20 protein-coding genes are annotated in these 21,579 nt (G+C 73.0%); 10 read left to right on the top strand and 10 right to left on the bottom strand.

The genetic code is table 11. The annotated features are described in order from the left end of the window. Nucleotides 1–147 precede the first annotated feature (147 nt). On the top strand, nucleotides 148–1,494 hold the full coding sequence (locus ACE1OA_RS15410; RefSeq protein WP_432752911.1) for a glycosyltransferase 87 family protein: 1,347 nt from the start codon (nucleotides 148–150) through the stop codon (nucleotides 1,492–1,494). A gap of 31 nt (nucleotides 1,495–1,525) precedes the next feature. Here the strand turns inward: ACE1OA_RS15410 and ACE1OA_RS15405 are convergent, their stop codons facing one another. Continuing rightward, nucleotides 1,526–3,934, bottom strand: a complete 2,409-nt coding sequence (locus ACE1OA_RS15405; protein WP_432752910.1) for an HAD-IC family P-type ATPase — start codon at nucleotides 3,932–3,934, stop codon at nucleotides 1,526–1,528. 88 nt (nucleotides 3,935–4,022) lie between these two features. Continuing rightward, the gene (locus ACE1OA_RS15400; protein WP_432752909.1) at nucleotides 4,023–4,337 is read right to left on the bottom strand and encodes a DUF2530 domain-containing protein; all 315 of its coding nucleotides are present in this window, start codon (nucleotides 4,335–4,337) and stop codon (nucleotides 4,023–4,025) included. Nucleotides 4,338–4,524: 187 nt separating this feature from the next. On the opposite strand from ACE1OA_RS15400, the gene ACE1OA_RS15395 reads away from it, so the two are divergent. Beyond that, nucleotides 4,525–5,976: an NCS2 family permease gene (locus ACE1OA_RS15395; RefSeq protein ID WP_356609055.1), complete on the top strand. Its 1,452-nt coding sequence runs from the start codon at nucleotides 4,525–4,527 to the stop codon at nucleotides 5,974–5,976. On the opposite strand, the gene ACE1OA_RS15390 is transcribed toward ACE1OA_RS15395, so the two are convergent. Next, nucleotides 5,946–6,170: a hypothetical protein gene (locus tag ACE1OA_RS15390; protein ID WP_147978509.1), complete on the bottom strand. Its 225-nt coding sequence runs from the start codon at nucleotides 6,168–6,170 to the stop codon at nucleotides 5,946–5,948. The two genes, ACE1OA_RS15395 and ACE1OA_RS15390, sit on opposite strands and share 31 nt — an antisense overlap. A gap of 153 nt (nucleotides 6,171–6,323) precedes the next feature. Here ACE1OA_RS15390 and ACE1OA_RS15385 point away from each other — a divergent pair, with 153 nt between their 5' ends. Beyond that, nucleotides 6,324–6,767: a MarR family winged helix-turn-helix transcriptional regulator gene (locus ACE1OA_RS15385; RefSeq protein WP_123457423.1), complete on the top strand. Its 444-nt coding sequence runs from the start codon at nucleotides 6,324–6,326 to the stop codon at nucleotides 6,765–6,767. Between the two features lie 25 nt (nucleotides 6,768–6,792). Continuing rightward, nucleotides 6,793–8,199: an MFS transporter gene (locus ACE1OA_RS15380; protein WP_432752908.1), complete on the top strand. Its 1,407-nt coding sequence runs from the start codon at nucleotides 6,793–6,795 to the stop codon at nucleotides 8,197–8,199. Between the two features lie 124 nt (nucleotides 8,200–8,323). Here ACE1OA_RS15380 and ACE1OA_RS15375 read toward each other — a convergent pair whose 3' ends face one another. Then, complete coding sequence (locus tag ACE1OA_RS15375) at nucleotides 8,324–8,833, bottom strand: GNAT family N-acetyltransferase (RefSeq protein ID WP_432752907.1); 510 nt, start codon at nucleotides 8,831–8,833, stop codon at nucleotides 8,324–8,326. A gap of 33 nt (nucleotides 8,834–8,866) precedes the next feature. Between ACE1OA_RS15375 and thpR the strand changes: the two genes are divergently transcribed. Both thpR and ACE1OA_RS15365 read left to right on the top strand, forming a co-directional pair. Beyond that, entirely contained in the window at nucleotides 8,867–9,454 is a 588-nt protein-coding gene (gene thpR / locus ACE1OA_RS15370) for an RNA 2',3'-cyclic phosphodiesterase (RefSeq protein WP_432752906.1), read from the top strand. 220 nt (nucleotides 9,455–9,674) lie between these two features. Beyond that, nucleotides 9,675–10,664 carry an aldo/keto reductase gene (locus tag ACE1OA_RS15365; protein WP_356609048.1) on the top strand — a complete coding sequence of 330 codons (990 nt, stop codon included), beginning with the start codon at nucleotides 9,675–9,677 and terminating at the stop codon, nucleotides 10,662–10,664. 238 nt (nucleotides 10,665–10,902) lie between these two features. On the opposite strand, the gene ACE1OA_RS15360 is transcribed toward ACE1OA_RS15365, so the two are convergent. Beyond that, nucleotides 10,903–11,412 carry a MarR family winged helix-turn-helix transcriptional regulator gene (locus ACE1OA_RS15360; RefSeq protein WP_356609046.1) on the bottom strand — a complete coding sequence of 170 codons (510 nt, stop codon included), beginning with the start codon at nucleotides 11,410–11,412 and terminating at the stop codon, nucleotides 10,903–10,905. 47 nt (nucleotides 11,413–11,459) lie between these two features. On the opposite strand from ACE1OA_RS15360, the gene ACE1OA_RS15355 reads away from it, so the two are divergent. Next, on the top strand, nucleotides 11,460–11,930 hold the full coding sequence (locus ACE1OA_RS15355; RefSeq protein WP_432752905.1) for a carboxymuconolactone decarboxylase family protein: 471 nt from the start codon (nucleotides 11,460–11,462) through the stop codon (nucleotides 11,928–11,930). A 47-nt stretch (nucleotides 11,931–11,977) separates the two neighbouring features. Here the strand turns inward: ACE1OA_RS15355 and ACE1OA_RS15350 are convergent, their stop codons facing one another. From ACE1OA_RS15350 to ACE1OA_RS15340, 3 genes are all read right to left on the bottom strand, one after another. After that, nucleotides 11,978–12,379 carry a peptidoglycan-binding domain-containing protein gene (locus ACE1OA_RS15350; RefSeq protein ID WP_386541341.1) on the bottom strand — a complete coding sequence of 134 codons (402 nt, stop codon included), beginning with the start codon at nucleotides 12,377–12,379 and terminating at the stop codon, nucleotides 11,978–11,980. 218 nt (nucleotides 12,380–12,597) lie between these two features. Next, entirely contained in the window at nucleotides 12,598–13,599 is a 1,002-nt protein-coding gene (locus ACE1OA_RS15345) for an oxidoreductase (protein ID WP_384874124.1), read from the bottom strand. Between the two features lie 80 nt (nucleotides 13,600–13,679). Then, nucleotides 13,680–14,390, bottom strand: coding sequence for a GDSL-type esterase/lipase family protein (locus tag ACE1OA_RS15340; protein ID WP_356609038.1), 711 nt, complete (start codon nucleotides 14,388–14,390; stop codon nucleotides 13,680–13,682). Between the two features lie 81 nt (nucleotides 14,391–14,471). On the opposite strand from ACE1OA_RS15340, the gene ACE1OA_RS15335 reads away from it, so the two are divergent. Continuing rightward, entirely contained in the window at nucleotides 14,472–15,512 is a 1,041-nt protein-coding gene (locus ACE1OA_RS15335; RefSeq protein WP_361316734.1) for a WD40 repeat domain-containing protein, read from the top strand. A 115-nt stretch (nucleotides 15,513–15,627) separates the two neighbouring features. On the opposite strand, the gene serC is transcribed toward ACE1OA_RS15335, so the two are convergent. Then, entirely contained in the window at nucleotides 15,628–16,746 is a 1,119-nt protein-coding gene (serC, locus tag ACE1OA_RS15330; RefSeq protein WP_356609034.1) for a phosphoserine transaminase, read from the bottom strand. 80 nt (nucleotides 16,747–16,826) lie between these two features. Here serC and ACE1OA_RS15325 point away from each other — a divergent pair, with 80 nt between their 5' ends. Further along, on the top strand, nucleotides 16,827–19,613 hold the full coding sequence (locus tag ACE1OA_RS15325; RefSeq protein ID WP_432752904.1) for an FAD-binding and (Fe-S)-binding domain-containing protein: 2,787 nt from the start codon (nucleotides 16,827–16,829) through the stop codon (nucleotides 19,611–19,613). A gap of 12 nt (nucleotides 19,614–19,625) precedes the next feature. Here ACE1OA_RS15325 and ACE1OA_RS15320 read toward each other — a convergent pair whose 3' ends face one another. Next, on the bottom strand, nucleotides 19,626–20,585 hold the full coding sequence (locus tag ACE1OA_RS15320) for a GlxA family transcriptional regulator (RefSeq protein ID WP_356779740.1): 960 nt from the start codon (nucleotides 20,583–20,585) through the stop codon (nucleotides 19,626–19,628). An 83-nt stretch (nucleotides 20,586–20,668) separates the two neighbouring features. Between ACE1OA_RS15320 and ACE1OA_RS15315 the strand changes: the two genes are divergently transcribed. Further along, nucleotides 20,669–21,298 carry an MBL fold metallo-hydrolase gene (locus tag ACE1OA_RS15315; protein WP_356609028.1) on the top strand — a complete coding sequence of 210 codons (630 nt, stop codon included), beginning with the start codon at nucleotides 20,669–20,671 and terminating at the stop codon, nucleotides 21,296–21,298. The last annotated feature ends 281 nt before the right edge of the window (nucleotides 21,299–21,579 follow it).

Here is a 21,579-nt window from a genome sequence, read left to right as displayed (position 1 = left end):
TGTTCCGGCCCGCGGTCGCGGGCGGTCCGGTGGCGGGCCCCGCGTTGATCCACCTGGGTCCATGCGTGCCCGCTCTCGGGGGACCTGGCGCCGCCGCGCGGTCCGCCGACCGGGATCGGCGGATTCGTCCGCCTACATTCCCGATCCATGACGCAGCAGAAGGCCGGCCTGCTGGGCGGCGCTCCCACCGGGCCGGACCAGGATCCGCCCGCACCCCGTCCGGCGGACGGTCCGGCCGAAGGGCGAGGCGCGGCGGCGCGTGCCCTGGTCCGGGCGGCGCACCACGCCGACGCCTGGACCTCCTCCTGGTCCCGGCGGAGGTCCCTCGCGGCGCTCTGGGCGGTCTGGGTCCTCACCCGGATCGTCATGGTGTACCTGCTCGTCCAGGACGACATCGGCGTCAGCAACGTGGCGAGCGAGGTGAACTTCCTCTATCCGCGCTGGTCCGAGCAGCTGGCCGGGGGCTCCTACCCGGTCGGCGACGTCACCTGGCAGTACCCGCCGGGCGCCGGTCTGCTCTTCCTGTTCCCCTCGGCGCTGCCCTTCCTGGACTACTTCGCCGCGTTCCTCCTGCTGACCCTCGCCGCCGACGCCGTGATCACGCTCGCCCTGGCCAGGCCGGGACGGCTGCTCGCCGGGGCCTGGCTGTGGGCGGCCGCGCTGCCCCTGCTGCTGAACCTGCCGCACGGCCGCTTCGACATCCAGGTGACGGCCCTCGCCGTCCTGGCGCTGCTGAGCGGCACGCGCCGCCCGCGGCTCGGCGGCGCCTTCGCCGCGCTGGGCGCCCTGATCAAGGTGTGGCCGCTGCTCACCCTGCTGGGTGCGGAACGCGGGCGCTCCAGCCGCGACGCCTGGCTGTCCGCCGTCGCGTCGGCCGCCGCGTTGCTGACCGTGCTGGCCCTCTGTTTCACCGACAGCCTCGGCTTCCTCCGGCAGCAGGGGGCCAGGGGCGTGCAGATCGAGTCCCTCGGCGGCACGGTCCTGGCGCTGCTGCGGGCGGCGGGGGAGCCGATCCGGATCGAGTCCCGCTACGGCGCCCTGGAGTTCAGCGGCGCGCAGGTCGATCTCGTGGCCCAGCTGTCGCTGATGCTGACGGCCGCCGCCTTCGGCTGGCTGATGCTCTGGCGCGGGCGGGCCTCCCGGTGGACCGCGGCGACCCCGTTCGACGCCGCGCTCGCCGCCGTCCTGCTCTTCACCGTGACCAGCCGGGTGATCAGTCCGCAGTACATGGTGTGGCTGCTCGGCCTGGCGGCGGTCTGCCTCACCTCCCGGCACACCACCCAGCGTCCGGTGGCCGCGGTGCTGCTCGCCGCGACCGCGGTGACCGCGCTCGCGTTCCCCACGTACTACCTGGACGTCATTCAGGGCACGGCGCTGGGCAACACCCTCATGGTCGTCCGCAACGGGCTGCTGGTGGCGGCGGTGCTGCTGTCCTGCCACCGGCTGTGGAGGGCGACGGCCTCAACGCCCCCGGCGATCCCCGGGCACTCCTGACCGGCCGCCCGGCCGGATCCGGGCCCGCGGCTCAGGCGGGGAACCTCCGGTCCACCCACCGCCACGCGAACTCCAGGACGACCGCGCCGGCGGCGGCGATCACCACCGCCGTCCACGGCATCGTCTTGCCCACGAGCTTCAGCGCGAAGAAGTCCTGGAGCCAGGGCACGACGAGCACCAGCAGGAACGCGCCGCCCATCGAGGCGACCAGGAGGATCCGCCACCACGTGTAGGGGCGGGCGATGATCGCCAGGACCCACATGGAGACGAGGAAGAGCGTCAGCGTCGCCGCGCTCGTCTCGGCGTCCAGGGCGCCCGGGCCGCTGTAGTGGTGGCGGGCGAGCAGGTACGTGGCGAAGGTGGCCGCCGCGGCGACGATGCCGGCCGGGATCGCGTACCGCATCACCCGCTTCACGAAGTGCGGCTTGGCGCGTTCCTTGTTGGGGGCGAGCGCGAGGAAGAAGGCCGGGACGCCGATCGTCAGCGTGGACAGCAGGGTCAGGTGCCGCGGCAGGAAGGGGTACTCGACCTGCGAGCAGACCACCAGGACCGCCAGCAGGACGGAGTAGACCGTCTTGGTGAGGAAGAGGGTCGCCACCCGCGTGATGTTGCCGATGACCCGGCGGCCCTCGGCGACCACCGACGGCAGCGTCGCGAACGAGTTGTTCAGCAGCACGATCTGGGCGACGGCCCGGGTCGCCTCGGAGCCGGAGCCCATGGAGACGCCGATGTCGGCGTCCTTGAGGGCGAGGACGTCGTTGACGCCGTCGCCGGTCATCGCGACGGTGTGGCCGCGGGACTGGAGCGCGCCGACCATGTCGCGCTTCTGCCGCGGGGCGACCCGGCCGAAGACCGTGTGCGCGTCGAGGGCCGTGGCCATCTCGTCGCGTTCGGTGGGCAGCCGGCGGGCGTCGACGGTGTTCTCGGCGCCCGCCAGGCCGAGCTTTCCGGCCACCGCGCCGACCGCGACGGCGTTGTCGCCGGAGATGACCTTGGCGGCGACGTTCTGGTCGGCGAAGTAGGCCAGGGTGTCGGCCGCGTCGGGCCGCAGCCGTTGTTCGAGGACGACGAGGGCGGTGGCGCGGGCGCCGTGCGCCACGTCGGCGGAGTCGAGTTCGCGGGTGGTGCGGGCCAGGAGCAGGACGCGCAGGCCCTGTTCGTTGAGCCGGTCGATCTCGGCGAGGGCCGGGTCGCCGGCCGGCAGCAGGACGTCGGGGGCGCCGAGGAGCCAGGACGAGTTCTCGCCGTTGCCCTCGCTGAAGGCGGCGCCGCTGTACTTGCGGGCGGACGAGAAGGGCAGCGCCTGCGTGCAGCGCCAGCCCTCGCCGGCGGGGTAGGCGTCGATGACGGCCTGGAGCGAGCCGTTCGGCCGGGGGTCGGACTCGCCGAGGGAGCCCAGGACCTTGCGTACGTACGCCTCGTCCGCGCCGCCCAGCGGCCGCAGCTCCGTGACGTCCATGCCGCCCTCGGTCAGCGTGCCCGTCTTGTCGAGGCAGACGACGTCGACCCGGGCGAGGCCCTCGATGGCCGGCAGCTCCTGCACCAGGCACTGCTTGCGGCCGAGCCGGATGACGCCGATCGCGAAGGCGACGGAGGTGAGCAGGACCAGGCCCTCGGGGATCATCGGGACGATGCCGCCGACGGTGCGGGCGACGGCGTCCTTGAAGTCGTCGTCCTTGACGACGAGCTGGCTGATGACGAGGCCGAGCGCGGTGGGGATCATCATCCACGTCACGTACTTGAGGATCGTGGAGATGCCGCTGCGCAGCTCGGAGTGGACCAGGGTGAAGCGGGAGGCCTCCTCGGCCAGCTGGGCGGCGTACGCCTCGCGGCCGACCTTGGTGGCGGTGAAGGCGCCGCCGCCCGCGACGACGAAGGAGCCCGACATCATCCGGTCGCCGGGTTTCTTCACGACCGGGTCCGCCTCGCCGGTCAGCAGCGACTCGTCGATCTCCAGGCTGTCGGCCTCGGCCACCTCGCCGTCGACCACGACCTTGTCGCCGGGGCCGAGTTCGATGAGGTCTCCGAGGACGATCCCGGAGGTGGAGACCTCGACGGCCGCCCCGTCGCGGCGGACGGTCGGTCTGGCCTCGCCGATGACCGCGAGTCCGTCGAGGGTCTTCTTGGCCCGCAGCTCCTGGACGATGCCGATGCCCGTGTTGGCGATGATCACGAAGCCGAAGAGGCTGTCCTGGATCGGCGCCACGCAGAGCATGACCACCCAGAGGACGCCGATGATCGCGTTGAAGCGGGTGAAGACGTTGCCGCGGACGATGTCGGCGGTGGAGCGGCTGGACCGGACGGGTACGTCGTTGACCTCACCGCGGGCGACCCGCTCGGCAACCTCGGCGGAGGTGAGCCCGTCGACACGGTGCACGACGGGGGGTTCGGGCGCCGCGGTCGTGTCGTCGCCCGTGCCGATCTTCGCCCGCTGAGTCATGTTTTCGACGGTACGGCCGGAGCGGACTGTTCACCCGCCGAGGTATCCGAAGATCAGACCGAGGGAGGAGCGGAATGGTCCCCCGGTACTACAGGGACGTGCTGTCGGCCCCGGGCGCGTTCCCGGCCTCGGGTGCGTTCCCGGCCTCGGCGGCCCGCCGGGCCTCGTCCCGCTTGATCGCCGCGTCGCGCTTGCGGACGTACCAGATGCCGATCAGGCCGAGCCCGGCCCCGGCCAGGCAGGTCCAGACCCACCAGGTCAGGTCGCGGTCGTCGAACCAGCCGTAGAAGGGGACCTGCACCAGGAAGAGCACGAACCAGAGGACCGTGCCGCCGGTGATGGTGGCGACGACGGGCCCCTCCAGGGGCTCGGGTGCCTCGTGTCGGGGGGTCCACTTCGCCATGCGGCCAGTCTAGGGGGTGTCCGGGCGGCCCCCCACGGGCCGGTCCGCGGCATCGGACGGGCTGATTCGCGGGGGGTCTACGCGCGGAGATGGACGCTGCTTCGTTCATGTGTTCATACTGAAACGGTTTGCCTCTGGCGGGTTTCCTTCGTATGAACCGCCAAGAACATACCCAAGAGGACACCCCATGAGCACCACGGCCACCGCCAAGGCCACCGCCCCGGAGCCCGCGTCCCCGCAGGGGCCGGCCTCGGGTCTCGACCGCTACTTCAAGATCTCCGAGCGCGGCTCCACCGTGGCCCGCGAGGTCCGTGGCGGCTTCGCCACGTTCTTCGCGATGGCCTACATCATCGTGCTGAACCCGATCATCCTCGGCAGCGCCAAGGACATGTACGGGCACCAGCTCGACGGTGGCCAGCTGGTCACCGCGACCGTGCTCACCGCCGCCTTCTCGACCCTGCTGATGGGCGTCATCGGCAACGTCCCGATCGCGCTCGCGGCCGGCCTCGGCGTCAACACGGTCGTCGCCCTCCAGCTCGCGCCGCGGATGTCCTGGCCGGACGCCATGGGCATGGTCGTCCTCGCCGGCATCGTCGTGATGCTGCTCGTCGCGACCGGGCTGCGCGAACGCGTCATGAACGCCGTCCCGGTCGGCCTGCGCAAGGGCATCGCGATCGGCATCGGCCTCTTCATCATGCTGATCGGCCTCGTCGACTCGGGCTTCGTCTCCCGCATCCCCGACGCCGCGCACACCACCGTCCCGCTCCAGCTCGGCGCCGACGGGCACCTCACCGGCTGGCCGGTCCTCGTCTTCGTCCTGGGCACCCTGCTCACCCTCGCGCTGATCATCCGCAAGGTGCCGGGTGCGATCCTCATCTCCATCGTCGTCATGACGATCGTCGCGATGGTGATCAACGCGGTCGCCACCGTGCCGTCCTGGGGTCTGACGACCCCGACGTGGCCGGGCAACCCGGTGGCCTCGCCCGACTTCGGGCTCGTCGGCGAGGTGAGCCTGTTCGGCGGCTTCGGCAAGGTCGGCATGCTGACCGGCGTCCTCTTCGTCTTCACCGTGCTGCTGTCCTGCTTCTTCGACGCGATGGGCACGATCCTCGGCGTCGGCGACGAGGCCAAGCTGATGGACAAGGACGGCAACTTCCCGGGCATCAACAAGGTCCTGCTGGTGGACGGCCTGGCCGTCGCCTCCGGCGGCGCCACCTCCTCCTCGGCCACCACCTGCTTCGTGGAGTCCACGGCGGGCGTCGGCGAGGGGGCCCGCACGGGTCTGGCGTCGGTGGTGACCGGCGCGCTGTTCTCGGTGGCGCTGTTCCTCACGCCGCTCGCGACGATGGTCCCGTCCCAGGCGGCGACGCCCGCCCTGCTGGCGGTCGGCTTCCTGATCCTGGCCGGGTCCGTCAAGGACATCGACTGGAGCGACTTCACCATCGCCGTGCCGGCGTTCCTGGCGATGGTCATGATGCCGTTCACGTACTCGATCACGAACGGCATCGGCATCGGCTTCATCGCCTTCAGCGTGCTGCGGCTCGCGGCCGGCCGGGGCCGCGAGGTCCCGGTGGCCATGTACGTCGTCTCGGCGGTCTTCGTCTTCTACTACGCGATGCCGGCGCTCGGCCTCACGTGATCGCGGGGCGCGTCGGGCGCCCCGTAGAACTTCTCCGTCTCGTCGACGGCGGTCTTGAACCGCTCGTCGAAATCCTCGCGAATGAGCGTCCGGGCCACGTAGTCCTGGACGCTCATTCCGCGTTTGGCGGCGTGACTTCTGAGCCGGTCGAGCAGCTCACCGTCGATGCGCAGACTGAGCACTGTCGATCCCATGCCGTCAGAGTCGGGGCAGACAGGCCCGCCGACGTCACTTTCCGGATCTGACTCACTCATTTGGGTGATACATCGAGAGCGAACCGTGACCAGGTGGACGGTACGGCGGTTCGCATTGGTCTTTAGGAAGAGTAATGAGTTACTCTAAGGACTATGCCTGACCTGTCCCACGGCACAGCCGACGACGCCGCGGCCGTGAACGCGCTCCGCTCCTCCGTCATGCGACTGGGCCGACGCCTCAAGCACCAGCGTGTCGACGAGTCGCTGAGCCCCACCGAGATGTCGGTGCTCGGCACGCTGTCGCTCTGCGGTTCCGCCACCCCCGGTGAGCTGGCCCGCAAGGAGCACGTCCAGCCGCCGTCGATGACCCGCATCGTGGCACTGCTCGAAGCCAAGGGACTGGTCCGGCTCGAGCCGCACCCCGACGACCGCCGGCAGAAGGTCGTCAGCCAGACCGAGCAGGCCGAGGCCATGCTCGAGGAGTCCCGCCGCAAGCGGAACGCCTGGCTGGCCACCCTGGCCGAAGGTCTGGACGAGGACGAGTGGGCCAAGCTGCGCGCGGCCGCCCCCGTACTGGAGAAGCTCGCCCACCTGTAACCCGACGCCGAGGAGGCGACGCACCTTGAGTACGGGATCCGGAGCAGACTCCGCCCCCGTCCATGAATCCGACACCTACACCCGCGAGGGACCCGGAGACGACCGCGAGAGCGACCGCCGCGGCGGCATCTCCGGCGGCCGTGCGCACACCCGCGAGAACGGTGGAACGTTCTCCTCCCTCAAGATCCGGAACTACCGGCTGTTCTTCACCGGCGCCATCGTCTCGAACACCGGCACCTGGATGGCCCGCATCACCCAGGACTGGCTGGTCCTCAGCCTCACCGGCTCCGCCGCCGCCGTCGGCATCACCACGGCACTGCAGTTCCTGCCGATGCTCCTCTTCGGCCTCTACGGCGGAGTCATCGCCGACCGCTACCCGAAGCGGCTCATCCTCCTCTTCAGCCAGGCCGCCCTCGGCCTGTGCGGACTCGCGCTCGCCGTCCTCACGCTCTCCGGCCACGTCCAGGTCTGGCACGTCTACCTGATCGCCTTCCTGCTCGGCATGGTCACCGTCGTCGACAACCCGAGCCGCCAGTCCTTCGTCTCCGAGATGGTCGGCCCGGACCAGCTGCGCAACGCCGTCTCGCTGAACTCCGCGAACTTCCAGTCCGCCCGCCTCGTCGGCCCCGCCGTCGCCGGCCTGCTGATCGCCACCGTCGGCAGCGGCTGGGCGTTCCTGCTCAACGGCCTGTTCTTCCTCGCGCCGCTCGCCGGCCTGCTGCTGATGCGCCCGAGCGAGTTCCACAAGACGGAACGCGCGCCCCGCGGCAAGGGGCAGCTGCAGGAGGGCCTGCGGTACGTGGCGGGCCGTCCGGACCTGATCTGGCCGATCGTCCTCGTCGGCTTCGTCGGCACGTTCGGGTTCAACTTCCCGATCTGGCTGACCGCCTTCTCGGACGACATCTTCCACGTCGGCGCCGGCACCTACGGCTTCCTCAACACCCTGATGGCGGCCGGATCGCTCGTCGGCGCCCTGCTGGCCGCCCGGCGCGGCAGCTCCCGGCTGCGGATGCTCGTCGGGGCCGCGGTCGTCTTCGGCGTGCTGGAGATCGCCGCGGCGCTGTCGCCGTCGTTCTGGCTGTTCGCCCTGCTGCTCGTCCCGATCGGCATGTTCGGGCTGACGGTCAACATCACCGCCAACTCCGCCGTCCAGCTGGCGACCGACCCCGTCATGCGGGGCCGGGTCATGAGCCTCTACATGATGGTCTTCGCCGGCGGCACGCCGATCGGGGCGCCGCTGCTCGGCTGGATCACGGACACCTACGGCCCGCGGGTCGGCTTCGCCACCGGCGGCCTGGTGTCGCTCACGGCGGCGGGTGTGATCGGCCTGATCCTGGCGCGCGTCGGCGGGCTGAGGGTGTCCTTCACCTGGCAGGGCAACCACCCGCAGGTCCGCTTCGTGCCCCGCGAACGACTCGCCACGGCGGCCTGACGCCCGTACGGGCGGGGGCGGGACGCCTCGACGGCGGGGGCGTCCCGGCCCCCGCTCCGTCCCGGCCCCCGCCCCGTCCGCCGGCCGCGCGCAGCCCCGCCCGTCCGCGGCCGCTTCCCGGCGGTCAGACGACGCGCTGTTCCAGGACCTGGCCGGGCCACTCGCCGACCGTGAACGGCTCCGTCCTGCGGAACCCCTGGCGCTCGTAGTACGCCACCAGCCGCCCCTCGCTCCCCGCGAAGCAGTCCACCCGCAGCAGGGACAGGCCCTGCCGGCGGGTCTCCTCCACCGCGTGCGCGAGCAGCGCCGCGCCCACGCCCCGGCCGTGGAACCGCCCGTCCGTCGCCAGCAGGTGCACGTACAGCTCCGGTTCGTCCGCCGGCGCCACGTACGAGCCGGGGTGCGGCGTCAGGGTCATCGTCCCGGCCGGCTCCCCGTCGATCTCCGCCATCCACGGCGTCCCCGACGCGACGACCTCCTCGACCGTCCGCACCGCCGCGGGCCGGGACGTCCACGGTGTGGTGCCCCACTGTGCGGTGATCCCCCGGCCGTTCAGCCAGACGACCGCGCTGTCGAGCATCGCGAGTATCGCGGGAACGTCGTCGGACCCGCCCTTCCTGATCGTGATCTCCATCCCGCCGACGGTAGTCGCTGCCAGACTCGTCACATGAGGCTTTTCGCCGCGGTGTCGCCACCCGCGGAGCAGCAGGACGAGCTCGGCCGGGCCGTGGACCGGCTGAGCCGGCTGCCCGGCGCCGACGACCTGCGCTGGACCGCCCGGCCGGGCTGGCACTTCACGCTCGCCTTCATGGGCGAGGTCGACGAGGACCTGCTCCCCGACCTCCAAGCGCGTCTCGCCCGTGCCGCCCACCGCACCGCGCCGTTCCCGCTCCGTCTCCACCGGGGCGGCCACTTCGGCCGCCGCGCGCTGTGGGTGGGGGCGGCCGGCGACCTGGACGAGATGCGGCTGCTCGCCGAGCGCGCCGACGCGGCCGCCCGCCGGGCGGGCGTGCCGATGGACGAGCACCGCCGCTACCAGGCCCACCTCACCGTCGCCCGGGCCCGTGCGGACCGGGATCTGAGGCCCTTCGCCGCCGCGCTCGACACCTTCGAGGGCACCCGCTGGGAGGTCTCCGAGCTGGCTCTCGTGCGCAGCCGGCTGCCGGTCGCCGGGGTGTCGGGCGAACGGCCGCGCTACGAGACGGTCGGCTCCTGGCCCCTGGGCGGGGCGGAGCACGGTCCGGGCCCGGGTTAACCTCGACGGGTGGACCCGAAGACCCGTAACCGGATCATGGCCGGCGTGCTCGTACTGATGTTCGCGATCATCGCGGTGGCGTCGGTCGTGGGCTGACCCGTACCCCCGCCGCCGCGCCCTGCCGCCGCGCCCGCCGCGGGGCGCCCGCGCGAGCTCCGGGATCCCGCTCCGCGGGCACGCCCTTGCTTCGAGTGGACTCGAAGCAGTTGGCTTGGGGCCCATGAAGTACACGCAGCTCGGACGCACGGGACTCAAGGTCAGCCGACTCGTCCTCGGCACGATGAACTTCGGTCCCCAGACAGACGAACCGACCAGTCACGCCATCCTGGACAGCGCGATCGACGCGGGCCTGAACTTCGTCGACACCGCCAACGTCTACGGGTGGGGCGAGAACAAGGGCCGCACCGAGGAGATCCTCGGCAGCTGGTTCGCCCAGGGCGGCGGCCGGCGCGAGAAGACCGTCCTCGCCACGAAGGTGTACGGCAACATGGCCGCCGAGGGCGACCCGTGGCCCAACCACGACCGGCTCTCGGCGCTGAACATCCGCCGTGCCGTCGAGGCGAGCCTGAAGCGGCTCAACACGGACCACATCGACCTCTACCAGTTCCACCACGTCGACCGGCGGACTCCCTTCGAGGAGATCTGGCAGGCGGTCGACGTCCTGATCCAGCAGGGCAAGGTGCTCTACGCGGGCTCCTCGAACTTCCCGGGCTACAAGATCGCCCAGGCGAACGAGACGGCCGCCCGCCGCGGCGCCGTCGGGCTGGTCAGCGAGCAGTGCCTGTACAACCTCGCGGAGCGGCGCGCCGAGATGGAGGTCATCCCGGCGGCCCAGGAGTACGGGCTCGGCGTCATCCCCTGGTCGCCGCTGCACGGCGGGCTCCTCGGCGGTGTCCTGAAGAAGCAGGCCAAGAGCGGTCGGCGCGCCTCCGGCCGGTCCGCGGACTCGCTCGCGAACACCACGGTCCGCGCCCAGGTGCAGGCGTACGAGGACCTGCTGGACAAGCACGGCCTCGAACCCGGCGAGACGGCCCTGGCCTGGCTCCTGACCCGTCCGGGCGTCACCGGCCCGATCGTCGGCCCGCGCACGGCCGAGCAGCTGGAGAGCGCCCTGCGCGCCCTGGAGCTGGAGCTGAGCGAGGAGCTGCTGGCCGGTCTGGACGAGATCTTCCCCGGCCCGGGGCCCTCCCCGGAGGCCTTCGCCTGGTGAGTGCGTAGCCGTCCCGTCCCCTCGCCCGACGGCCGCCGTCGCCTCGTCCGCGACGGCGGCCGTCGGCGTCCCACGGGGGTGGGAGGGCGGGTTCGCGGCTCCTTGCCGTGCGGGCGCGGCGGGTGCGCGGACGTGCGGCTCCTCGTCGCGCGGGCGGGCGGCCGCGGGCGTACGGCTCCTCGCCGTGTGGGGGTGGACTCCCGCGCGGTTCCGGGGCATTTCCGGCGCGGCCCCGGGGTCAGGTGCCGCCGAGCCAGCTCGTGGCGTCCAGCCGGTACGTCGTCTCCGCCGGTACGACGGTGCGCAGCGCCGCCTCCAGGTCCCGGACCCGCTCCGGGCCCAGTGTGGCCGCCCACTCCGCGCGCAGCTCGTCGAAGACGGCGGCCGAGCGGGCGAGTGCGTCGAGGCCGCGCGGGGTGAGGCGGACGAGCTTGCGGCGGGCGTCGGCGGGGTCGTCGGCACGCTCGGCGTAGCCGGCGGCGAGGAGCCGGTCGACGGTCTTCCCCGCGGCCTGCTTCGAGACGCCGAGCCGCCGTCCGATGTCGCTCGCGGTCGCGCCGTGGGCGCCGACGGCCTGCATGGCGAAGCCGTGCGCGGGGCGGAGCTCGGGGTGGCCCTGGCGGGCGAGCTCGGCGTGGAGGCGGTCGATCAGGGTGCGGAAGCCGCCGAAGAGGAGGAGCGGCAGCTCGAACCCCTTGCCGTTATCGACAACCTGGTTTACGTTTCTCTCGTCGACAGGGTCAACCATGTTGTCGATTCTCTCATGTGTGCCCCCGCCTACCCAGGAGCCGCCCCTTGTTCACCGACCACACCGTCGAGACCGCCCCCGCCGCCGCCCGGCCCGCCATGGAGTCCGTGACCGCCGCCTGGGGCCATCTGTCGCAGGCCGTCGGCCGCATGGCCGCCTCACCGCACGCGCTCGACGGCTTCCTGAAGATGAGCGCGCTCTTCGAGTCCACGACCCTCGATCCGCACTCCCGCGAGACCGTCGTCCTGACGGTCGCCACCCGCAACCAGTGCCACCTCTGCGTCCGCATCCACGAGGCGAAGCTCGCCAGGCTGGGCCCCGCGGAGGACCCGGCCCGGCTGGAGGCCGTCCGGGAGTTCACCCATCAGGTCATCGCCTCGTCGGGCGCGGTGGGCGACGAGGACCTGGAGCGCTTCTTCCGGCACGGCTACACCCGGCAGAACGCGCTGGAGGTCGTCCTCGGCATCGGCGCGTACACCCTGTCGACCCTGGCGAACCGCCTCACGCGCGCGGCGTGAGGCGGTTCCGGCCGGAACCGGGGGCGTGTTCGCACGCGCCCGCCGGCTCAGTAGGTGGTGGGGATGTAGGTGTGGCAGTAGCCGTCGCCCGCGCCGCCGCCGGTGTAGTACGGGTCGCCGTCCATCATCAGCTGGTCGCCCGTCTGCGGCCCGACGATCCCGTCGGCCGGGAACCCGTTGCTCCGCTGGGCGAAGATCACGGCCCCCTTGGTCTTCGGACCCCACTTGCCGTCCTCGGCGACCTTGGCGAGACCGTAGTAGTAGCCCCGGTCGATCGCGTAGTTGATCAGACGCTGCACGCACCACACGGCGTGCGTGTTGTTGGAGTAGCCGTCGCCGATGTAGGGCGACGTGGTGGCCGCGGACGCGGTGCCGCCGGTCAGCGTCGCGCCGAGCAGAGCGGCCGACGTGGCGACCAGGGCGGCCTTCGCGGTGAGCCTCTTGAGCATGGGACAGGTACTCCTGTGTGTCGTGTCCGGCAGGAGAAGTGGCGATCACTTCGGACGCCACTCTGCTGCAGCGCCGGCCCCCGGCGGCACACGAGAAGGGGCCTCCGGCCACGTCCCAGCCGTCCCAGGGCGCTGAGCTGTGCCTTGGGACGTGTCCCGACCTCGGACGGGGACGGCGGCGCCGGCCTCCGCCGTCCCGCGAGGGACCGGCGGGCCCGTCAGCCGCGGTGCGCGGCCAGGGCCGTGAGCAGTTCGCGCTCCCGCGCGGCGCTCAGCCCGGCACGCCGGTCGCGGTCCAGGCCCTCCTCCCGCTCCCAGCGGACCGTGTCGGCCAGCAGCTCCGCCCGCGGCCGGTGCCGGAGGCCCGCCGCGGACGCCGCGGCGCCGCTCCGGCTCGACCACCCCTCCCAGCCGGGCTGGACCACCCACATCGGCAACGACCCGGGCCCCATGTACTCGGCCACACCCTGCGCGAGCAGCCAGGCGGAGTCGGCGGTGACCACCGGACCGGTGTGCCCGCCGGCGGTGCGGGACAGCTCGATCCACTCGGTGAACGGTACGACCGGGCCGACGGCGTCGAAAGTGCCGGCCGTGCCCTTCTCCGCGCAGTCCAGCAGCCAGCCGGCGAGGTCCCGTACGTCGACGGCCTGCGTCGCGATCGCCGGTTCGTCGGGCACCAGCATCGGTCCCAGCGGATCGCGGGCGGCACGGGCCGCCCAGTAGCCGGAGCGCCCGCTGGCGTCGCCGGGGCCGCCGATGAGACCCGCGCGGGCGATCAGGAGGCGGTCGCCCACGGCGGCCGTCGACGCCTGCTCACAGGCCGACTTCGCCTCTCCGTAGCCCTCGCGGTCCGCCTCGTCCCGGTCGGTCGGGGGCAGCAGGGCCGCGGACTCGTCCGCGCCGAGCTCGGCGTGGGAGGCGTAGGCGCTCACCGAGGAGACGTAGGTCCAGTGCCGGGCGCGGTCGCCCAGCGCGGCCAGGGCCTCCCGGACGAACCCCGGCTGCCAGGACACCTCGACGACCGCGTCCCAGCGGCGGTCGAGGAGCTGCGCGTAGGCACGCGGGCCGGCGGCCCGGTCGGCGGCCACCAGCCGGGCGCCGTCGGCGACCTCGCCGCTCTCGCCGCGGGCCAGGCAGGTCACCCGGTGCCCGCGCCCGACCGCCTGCCGGGCCAGCTCCCGGCCGAGCCATGCCGTTCCACCCAGAATCAGGATCTCCATGCCGACAGTCGAACACCCCGGCCCCGGCGGGCGCGGGCGGATTCGCCGTCGGCGGACGCCGTGCCGGGCCCGTACCGGGCTCAGGCGCCTGCCGTCACCCCGGCACGGTGCGCGCTGCCGTAGGCGGCACCGATGCCCCACGCCTGGTGCATCGCGTCCGCGAAGGCCGCCGCCAGCTTGTGCTCGCCGGTCGGACCGGGGTGGGTGCCGTCGTAGGTGTCCGCGTGGATGTCGTACGACTCCGGGACCGTCGCGAGGAGCAGCGGGGAGGCGGCCGTGTCCAGGTCCGCGACCGCCTTGGCGAGCAGGACGTTGAAGCGGTGGCAGTCGGCGGCGAAGGGGCCGTCGGACTCCGCCCGGACGTTCGGGATGACCGGCAGCAGCACGGCCTTGACGTGCGGGTTCGCCGAGCGCGCGGCGGCCACGAAGGCGTGCACGTTCTCCGCCGTCTGGTCGCTGTCGGTGTAGAAGCCGAGGTCGATCAGGCCCAGCGAGACGAGGAGGACGTCCGTCCGGGTGGTGGCGACCGCCTCGCCGACGACCGGCGCCATGTGCAGCCAGCCCTCGCCCCAGCCGGCGAGATGGCGGCGGGCGGGCGCGGGGAAGGCCGGGTCGGCGTAGGCGTGCGAGCGGGGGGCGTCCGCGGCGGTGTCGTACAGCTCCGTGCGCGGGCCGACGATCTCGTACCGTCCCGGCAGGACCGACTCCAGGTGCTGCCACATGCGGTAGCGCCAGGTGTAGTCGCCGGCGCGTCCGATGGTCATGCTGTCGCCGACGAACATAAAACGCATGGCTCCCATCATCGCGGACGGCGGCCGCGGGCTGCGACGTGATCCGGGCCACCTCCCGGCCGCCGTGGCAGGCTTGAGGGCATGCGATCGTTTCTGTGCGCCACCGGTACGGCGGCCCTCGTCCTGCTCACGGCGGTGCCGGCCGGTGCCTCCCAGGAGGCGGGAGCGGTCGTCGCCGGCGCCGCGGCCCCCGCCGAGGACGGGGCCGCCGACCAGGACTTCACGATCAAGGACCCGCGGATCACCGAGTCCAGCGGACTCGCCGCGAGCCGGGCCCACCCCGGCGTCTACTGGACGCACAACGACCAGGACGCGCCGCTGATCTACGGCATCGACTCCCGCACGGGCGAGACGGTCGCGACCCTCACCCTGAAGGGCGTCGGCACGCCCCGCGACATGGAGGCGATCTCCGTCGGCCCGGACGGCCACCTCTACGTCGGCGACATCGGCGACAACCTCGACGGCTCCTGGGACCACGTCTGGATCTACCGCTTCCCCGAGCCGAAGCGGCTGGGGGACCAGACGGTCCGGGCGACGCAGTTCGACGTGACGTACGCGGACGGAGCCCGCAACGCCGAGGCCCTGATGGTCCATCCGAAGACCGGCCGGGTCTACATCGCCAGCAAGCGCGAGGGCGGCGGCGCCCTGTACGAGGGCCCGGCCAAACTCTCCACCGGCGGGAAGAACGTCTTCCGGCGGGTCGGCGAGGTGCCCTGGGTGACGGACGGCGCGTTCTCGCCCGACGGCGAACGGCTGGTCCTGCGCGGCTACTTCAGCGCCCGGGTGTACGACTGGAAGAACGGGCGCATCGTGGGCGACGGGGTGTCACCCGGGGCGCCCTTCCAGGGGCAGGCCGAGTCCGTCACCTATACGGCGGACGGCTCGGCGCTGATGTTCGGCTCGGAAGGCAAGGAGAGCCGGGTCGTCCGGGTCGACGTCGAGAAGAAGGACGGGGCGAAGCCGTCCGGGGACGGCGACGCGGGGCCGTCGAAGCCCGGAGACGGCGGCAAGGACGCCGGTGCCGGTCAGGGGGAGCAGGGCAACTTCACGCTCGGCGTGCTCGTCCTCGGCGCGGCCACCGCCCTCGTCATCGGCGGCAAGCGCCTCCTGCGCCGCCGCTGACCCGGGCGGCCGGCCCGGAAGGGCACCGGGACCCACGGCATCCCGCGGCCCGCACGCACGAGGGCCCGGCATCGGCCATGTCCGATGCCGGGCCCCCGCAGGACCGGATCCGCCGTTACAGCTTCTCGATCACGTAGTCGATGCAGGCGGTCAGCGCCTGCACGTCCGCCGGGTCGATCGCCGGGAACATCGCGATCCGCAGCTGGTTGCGGCCCAGCTTCCGGTACGGCTCGGTGTCCACGATGCCGTTGGCGCGCAGCACCTTGGCGACCGCCGCCGCGTCGACCTCGTCCGAGAAGTCGATCGTGCCGATGACCTGCGAACGCTTGGCCGGGTCCGTCACGAACGGCGTGGCGTGCTTGGACTCCTCGGCCCAGCCGTACAGCGCCTGCGAGGAGGCACCCGTACGGGCCACGGCCCAGTCCAGACCACCCTGGCCGTTGATCCACTTGAGCTGCTCGTTCAGCAGGAAGAGGGTCGACAGCGCCGGGGTGTTGTACGTCTGGTTCTTCAGCGAGTTGTCGATCGCCGTCGGCAGCGAGAAGAACTCCGGGATGTGCCGGCCCGACGCGTGGACGCGCGCCGCGCGCTCCAGCGCCGCCGGGGAGAACGCCGCCAGCCACAGGCCGCCCTCGGCGGCGAAGGACTTCTGCGGGGCGAAGTAGTAGACGTCCGACTCGGTGATGTCGACCGGCAGACCGCCGGCACCCGAGGTCGCGTCCACCAGGACCAGCGCGCCCTCGTCGGCACCCGCGACGCGCTTGACGGGCGCGGCGACACCGGTGGAGGTCTCGTTGTGCGTGTACGCGTAGACGTCGACGCCGGCCTCGGCCTTCGGCTCCGGGTGGGTGCCCGGGTCGGAGGAGATCACGGTCGGCTCGGCCAGCCACGGGGCCAGCTTCGCGGCCTTCGCGAACTTGGAGGAGAACTCGCCGAAGGTGAGGTGCTGGGACTTGTTCTCGATGAGCCCGTGGGTCGCGACGTCCCAGAACGCGGTCGAGCCGCCGTTGCCCAGGATCACCTCGTATCCCTCGGGCAGCGAGAAGAGGTCACGCACACCGGCACGTACCTCGCCGACCAGGTTCTTGACCGGGGCCTGGCGGTGGGACGTGCCGAGCAGAGAGGCGCCGGTGGCGGCCAGGGCGTCCAGCGCCTCCGTACGCACCTTGGAGGGGCCCGCGCCGAAACGGCCGTCGGCGGGCTTGATGTCAGCGGGAATCTGGATCTCAGCCACGAGGCGGAGCGTATCGGGTCGCGGGGGTGGCGGCGGACGATGTCCGCCGGATGAGACACCCGGTGGGACATTCTGTCCCCATGGTGGAACCCGGGGATCTTGCACAGGAACTGCGACGGGCCGTCGGCGGAGACGTCGACTTCAGCGCGGGTGCGCGGGCCCTCGTGACGATGGACGCGTCCAACTACCGCCGTGTACCACTGGGCGTCGTCGCCCCGCGGGACGCGGCGGACGTGGCCGCCGCCCTCGCCGTGTGCCGCACCCACGAGGTCCCCGTCGTCGCCAGAGGCGGCGGCACGTCGATCGCGGGACAGGCCACCGGCGCCGGCGTCGTGCTCGACTTCACACGCCACATGCGCGCCATCGTGTCCCTCGACCCCGACACCAGGACCGCCGTCGTGCAGCCCGGCGTGGTCCTCGACCGGCTGCGCGAGGCGGCCCGCCCGCACGGACTGACCTTCGGGCCCGACCCGTCCACGCACAGCCGCTGCACCCTCGGCGGCATGATCGGCAACAACGCGTGCGGCGCGCACTCGGTCGCCTGGGGCACGACCGCCGACAACGTCCGGGAACTCGACGTCCTCACCTATGAGGGAACACGGCTGCGCCCCGGCCGCGACGGCCAGGGCGCGCCGGACGGCCTGCGGGAACTCGTCGAGGCGAACCTGGCGCTGCTGAGGACCGGCTACCCCGAGGGCCTGCCCCGGCGCATCTCCGGCTACGCGCTCGACGCGCTGCTCCCGGAACGCGGCGCGGACGTGGCGCGCTCCTTCTGCGGCAGCGAGGGCACGCTCGGGATCCTGACGGAGGCCACGGTCCGCCTGGTGGTCGCCCCGGCCGCGCCCGTCCTCGCCGTCCTCGGATACCCGGACGAGAGCGCGGCCGCCGACGCGGCGGCCGGCCTCGCGGCCCGCGGTGCGCTCACGGTCGAGGGCATGGCGGCCGACCTCGTACAGGGCGCGAGCGGACTCCCGCACGGCGGCGCCTGGCTGTTCGTCGAGGCGGACGGCGAACCGGCCGCGCGGGCGCTGGTCCGGGCCGCCGACGCGCTGGACGCCGCGGTGGTGACGGACCCCGCCGCGCAACGGGCCCTGTGGCGGATCCGCGAGGACGCCGCCGGGACGGCCACACGGATGCCGGACGGGACCGCCGCCTGGCCGGGATGGGAGGACTGCGCGGTGCCGCCCGCCCGGCTCGGGGCCTACCTGCGGGACTTCCGGCGGCTGTTGAAGGAGTACGGGCTGCGGGGGACGCCCTACGGCCACTTCGGAGACGGATGCGTCCACGTCCGCATCGACTTCGACCTGTGGACCCCGGCGGGGGTGAAGCACTTCCGGCGCTTCTCCGAGGCCGCGGCCGACCTCGTGGTGGCACACGGCGGCTCGCTGTCGGGGGAGCACGGCGACGGACAGGCCCGGGCGGAACTCCTGCCGAAGATGTACGGACCCGAGCTCGTCGGGCTCTTCGGTCAGGTCAAGGACGTGTGGGACCCCCAGGGCGGCCTGAACCCCGGGATGCTGGTCCGCCCGGGGAAACTCGACCGGAACCTGCGCTTCAAGGGGTTGACCCTCGTCCCGGACGCGGCCCGCTGCGTCGGCGTCGCCAAGTGCCGGGTGGACGGCCCGAGTCCGGCCGCCGACGTCATGTGCCCCAGCTACCGCGCCACCGGCGAGGAGCGGCACTCCACCCGGGGGCGGGCGCGGCTGCTGCACGAGATGGCGCTCGGCGAGGTGATCACCGACGGCTGGCGGTCGGAGGAGGTCCACGAGGCGCTGGACCTGTGCCTGTCCTGCAAGGGCTGCCGCAGCGACTGCCCCGTGGGCGTGGACATGGCCGCCTACAAGGCGGAGTTCCTGCACCACTACTACCAGGACCGGCGGCGGCCCTGGTCGCACGTCACCATGGGCCGGCTGCCGCAGTGGCTGCGCTGGGCGGGCCCGCTGCTGAACGCGGCCCGCGTCCTGCCGTTCTCGGCCCGCCTGGCCGGGGCGACCCCGGAACGGCCGCTGCCGCGGGTCGCGCCGCGGACGTTCGTCTCCTGGTTCGGGGCACGGCTCGGAGCACCCTCGGACGTCCTCGTGTGGCCGGACACCTTCACCAACCACCTGTCCCCCGAGGTCGGCCGGGCGGCGGTCCGCGTCCTCGGCGCGGCCGGCGTACGAGTCGGCCTGCCCCCGGGCCGGGTCTGCTGCGGGCTCACCTACGTCTCGACGGGCCAGCTCGACCGCGCCCGCAAGGTGATGCGCCGGACGCTCGACGCGCTGGGCGACGGCCCCGAGCACCCCGTGGTCGTCCTCGAACCCTCCTGCGCGGCCACCCTCCGGACCGACCTGCCGGAACTGCTGCCGGACGACCCCCGGGCCGCCCGACTGGCCTCCTCCGTAAGGACCTTCGCCCAGGCGCTGGAGGAGTTCGCCCCCGACTGGGAACCGCCTCGCCTGGACCGCGAGGTCGTCGGCCAGACCCACTGCCACCAGCACGCCGTCCTCGGCGACGGGGCCGAGCGCCGGCTACGGGAACGCGCCGGCCTCACCGGCGAACTGAGCGGCGGCTGCTGCGGCCTGGCCGGCAACTTCGGCTTCGAACCCGGCCACTACGAGGTCTCGGTGGCCTGCGCGGAGGACCAGCTGCTGCCGTCGGTACGGGCGGCCGGCGAGGACGTCGTGGTCCTCGCGGACGGCTACTCGTGCCGCACTCAACTGGCCCACCTGTCGGACCGCAGGGGACGCCACCTGGCCGAGGTCCTGGCACGGAAACTGGAGGAGGAGTGGGAGACGGCGGGCGGCGAGAAGGGGGGTGAACCGGGTGGTGAGGTGGACGACCCGCCTGATCGCCCGGAGCGGACCGGTCCGGCCCCGGCCCCGTAGGACCCGCGCGGCCTACGAGAGCGAGACGCGGCCGAACGTACGGCGATAGGTACGGGGCGGTACGCCCCGGCGGCGGACGAACTGCTCGCGCAGGACGGCGGCGGAGCCGTAGCCGACCAGCCGGGCGATCTCCTCGACCGGCAACTCGGTGGTCTCCAGAAGCTCCTCCGCCCGGCTCAGCCGCAGGCCGAGGACCCAGGCGTGCGGCGTCGTCCCGGTCGCCGCGGCGAACCGGCGGGCGAAGGAGCGCCGGCTCATCAGGGCGCGCCGCGCCAGCTCCGCGACGGGCAACGGCTCGTGCAGATGCGCCCGGGCCCAGGCGAGCACCTCCGCGAGCCGCTCGTCCTCGCCGTCCTCCGGGACGGGGGCGACGAGGTACTGGGCCTGCCCGCCGTCCCGGTGGGGCGGCAGCACCAGGTCGCGGGCCACGGTGTTGGCGGCGGCGGCGCCGTACTCGCGGCGCACCAGATGCAGGCACAGGTCGAATCCGGCGGCCGCGCCCGCGCCCGTCAGGACCCGGCCCTCGTCGACGTAGAGGGCGTCCGCCTCGACGGTGACGGCCGGGTGGCGACGGGCCAGCAGCTCGGCGAACCGCCAGTGGGTCGTGGCCCGCAGACCGTCGAGCAGCCCGGCGGCGGCGAGGGCGAACGCGCCCACGCAATGGGCCCCCACCAGCGCGCCCCGCGCGTGCGCGGCACGGAGCGCGTCGAGCACCGGATCGGGCGGCGGCACCCGGAAGTCGGCCCAGGGAAGGACGAGGACGAGATCGGCGACGGCGAGCCGGTCGAGGCCGTGCTCGACCGCCAGCGGCACCCCGAGATCGGTGGAGACCTGCCCCGGCCGGTCGGAGCAGAGCGCGAAGTCGAAGCGCGGAAGACCCGCCGGGGGAGCGCCGAAGACCTCCGCGACGACACCGACGGCGAGCATGCCGACGCGGGGCGGCGCGTACGCGGCGACGGAGAGGAACGGCATGGCGCGGAGTGTGGCACAAAACCCGCGATGGGTGGCAGCAAGGCCACTCACGGAACTCCGCTGCGGGGTACGAAGCTTGAGGCATGACAGAGCGAGTGATCGACCGAGAGACCGCCCGGGACACCGACCGGCCGCGCGGCAACAGCGCCGTCCACAAGATCCTGACCACCGGCTACACCCTCTCCACGGGGCCCGGGGTCGCCGCCACCGTCTCGTACGTCTCCGACGGCGACCGGCACGTGATCATCGACCCCGGCATGGTGGCGAGCCGCGACCGCATCCTCGGGCCGCTCGCGGAACTGGGCCTCGGCCCCGACGACATCACCGACGTGGTGCTCAGCCACCACCACCCCGACAACACCATGAACGTGGGCCTGTTCGGGCAGGCACGGGTCCACGACCACAAGGCGGAGTACCTGCACGACCAGTGGACCGACCGGGACGCCGAGGGGTACGAGCTGACGCCGTCGCTGCGCCTGATCCGGACGCCCGGGCACAGCCCCGAGGACATCACCCTGCTCGCGGGCACGGCGGACGGGGTGGTCGCCTTCGTGGGCGACCTCTGGTGGCGCCCGGACGGGCCGGCCGAGGACCCGGTGGCCCCGCACCGCGACACCCACCGCACCTCGCGCCTCCGCGTCCTGGCGGCCGCGGACACCATCGTCCCGGGCCACGGCGGCCCCTTCCCGGCGGGGGAGGACGTGCCGCTGTAGGGGGTGGGGGCCTCGACTGGGGGGCTTGGGGGGTGGGGGTCCTGGCGCTTGGGGCTCGGGTGCCTCGGTGGCTTCTGGTGGTTGGCCGCCCTCTCTCCGAGTGTGGCGGGTTACGGCGCCGCTTCAAGGGCGCTCCTTCGTCGCGTCGGCTTCGCCGATTTCGCTTCGCTCCACCCTTGACCCGTCACCTCCACCCGCCTTTTCACACTCGGAGGGCGGCCCGGGGAGGGGCCAGGCGGGGGCCGGCGGGGCGCGCAGCGCCGTCGGCGGCCGACAGCTTT

The organism is Streptomyces sp. JL2001, assembly GCF_050917515.1.
In the GTDB taxonomy this organism is placed as follows: domain Bacteria; phylum Actinomycetota; class Actinomycetes; order Streptomycetales; family Streptomycetaceae; genus Streptomyces.
The sequence above is the reverse complement of the archived record's forward strand: the minus strand, read 5'-3'. Positions and strand labels throughout refer to the sequence as shown.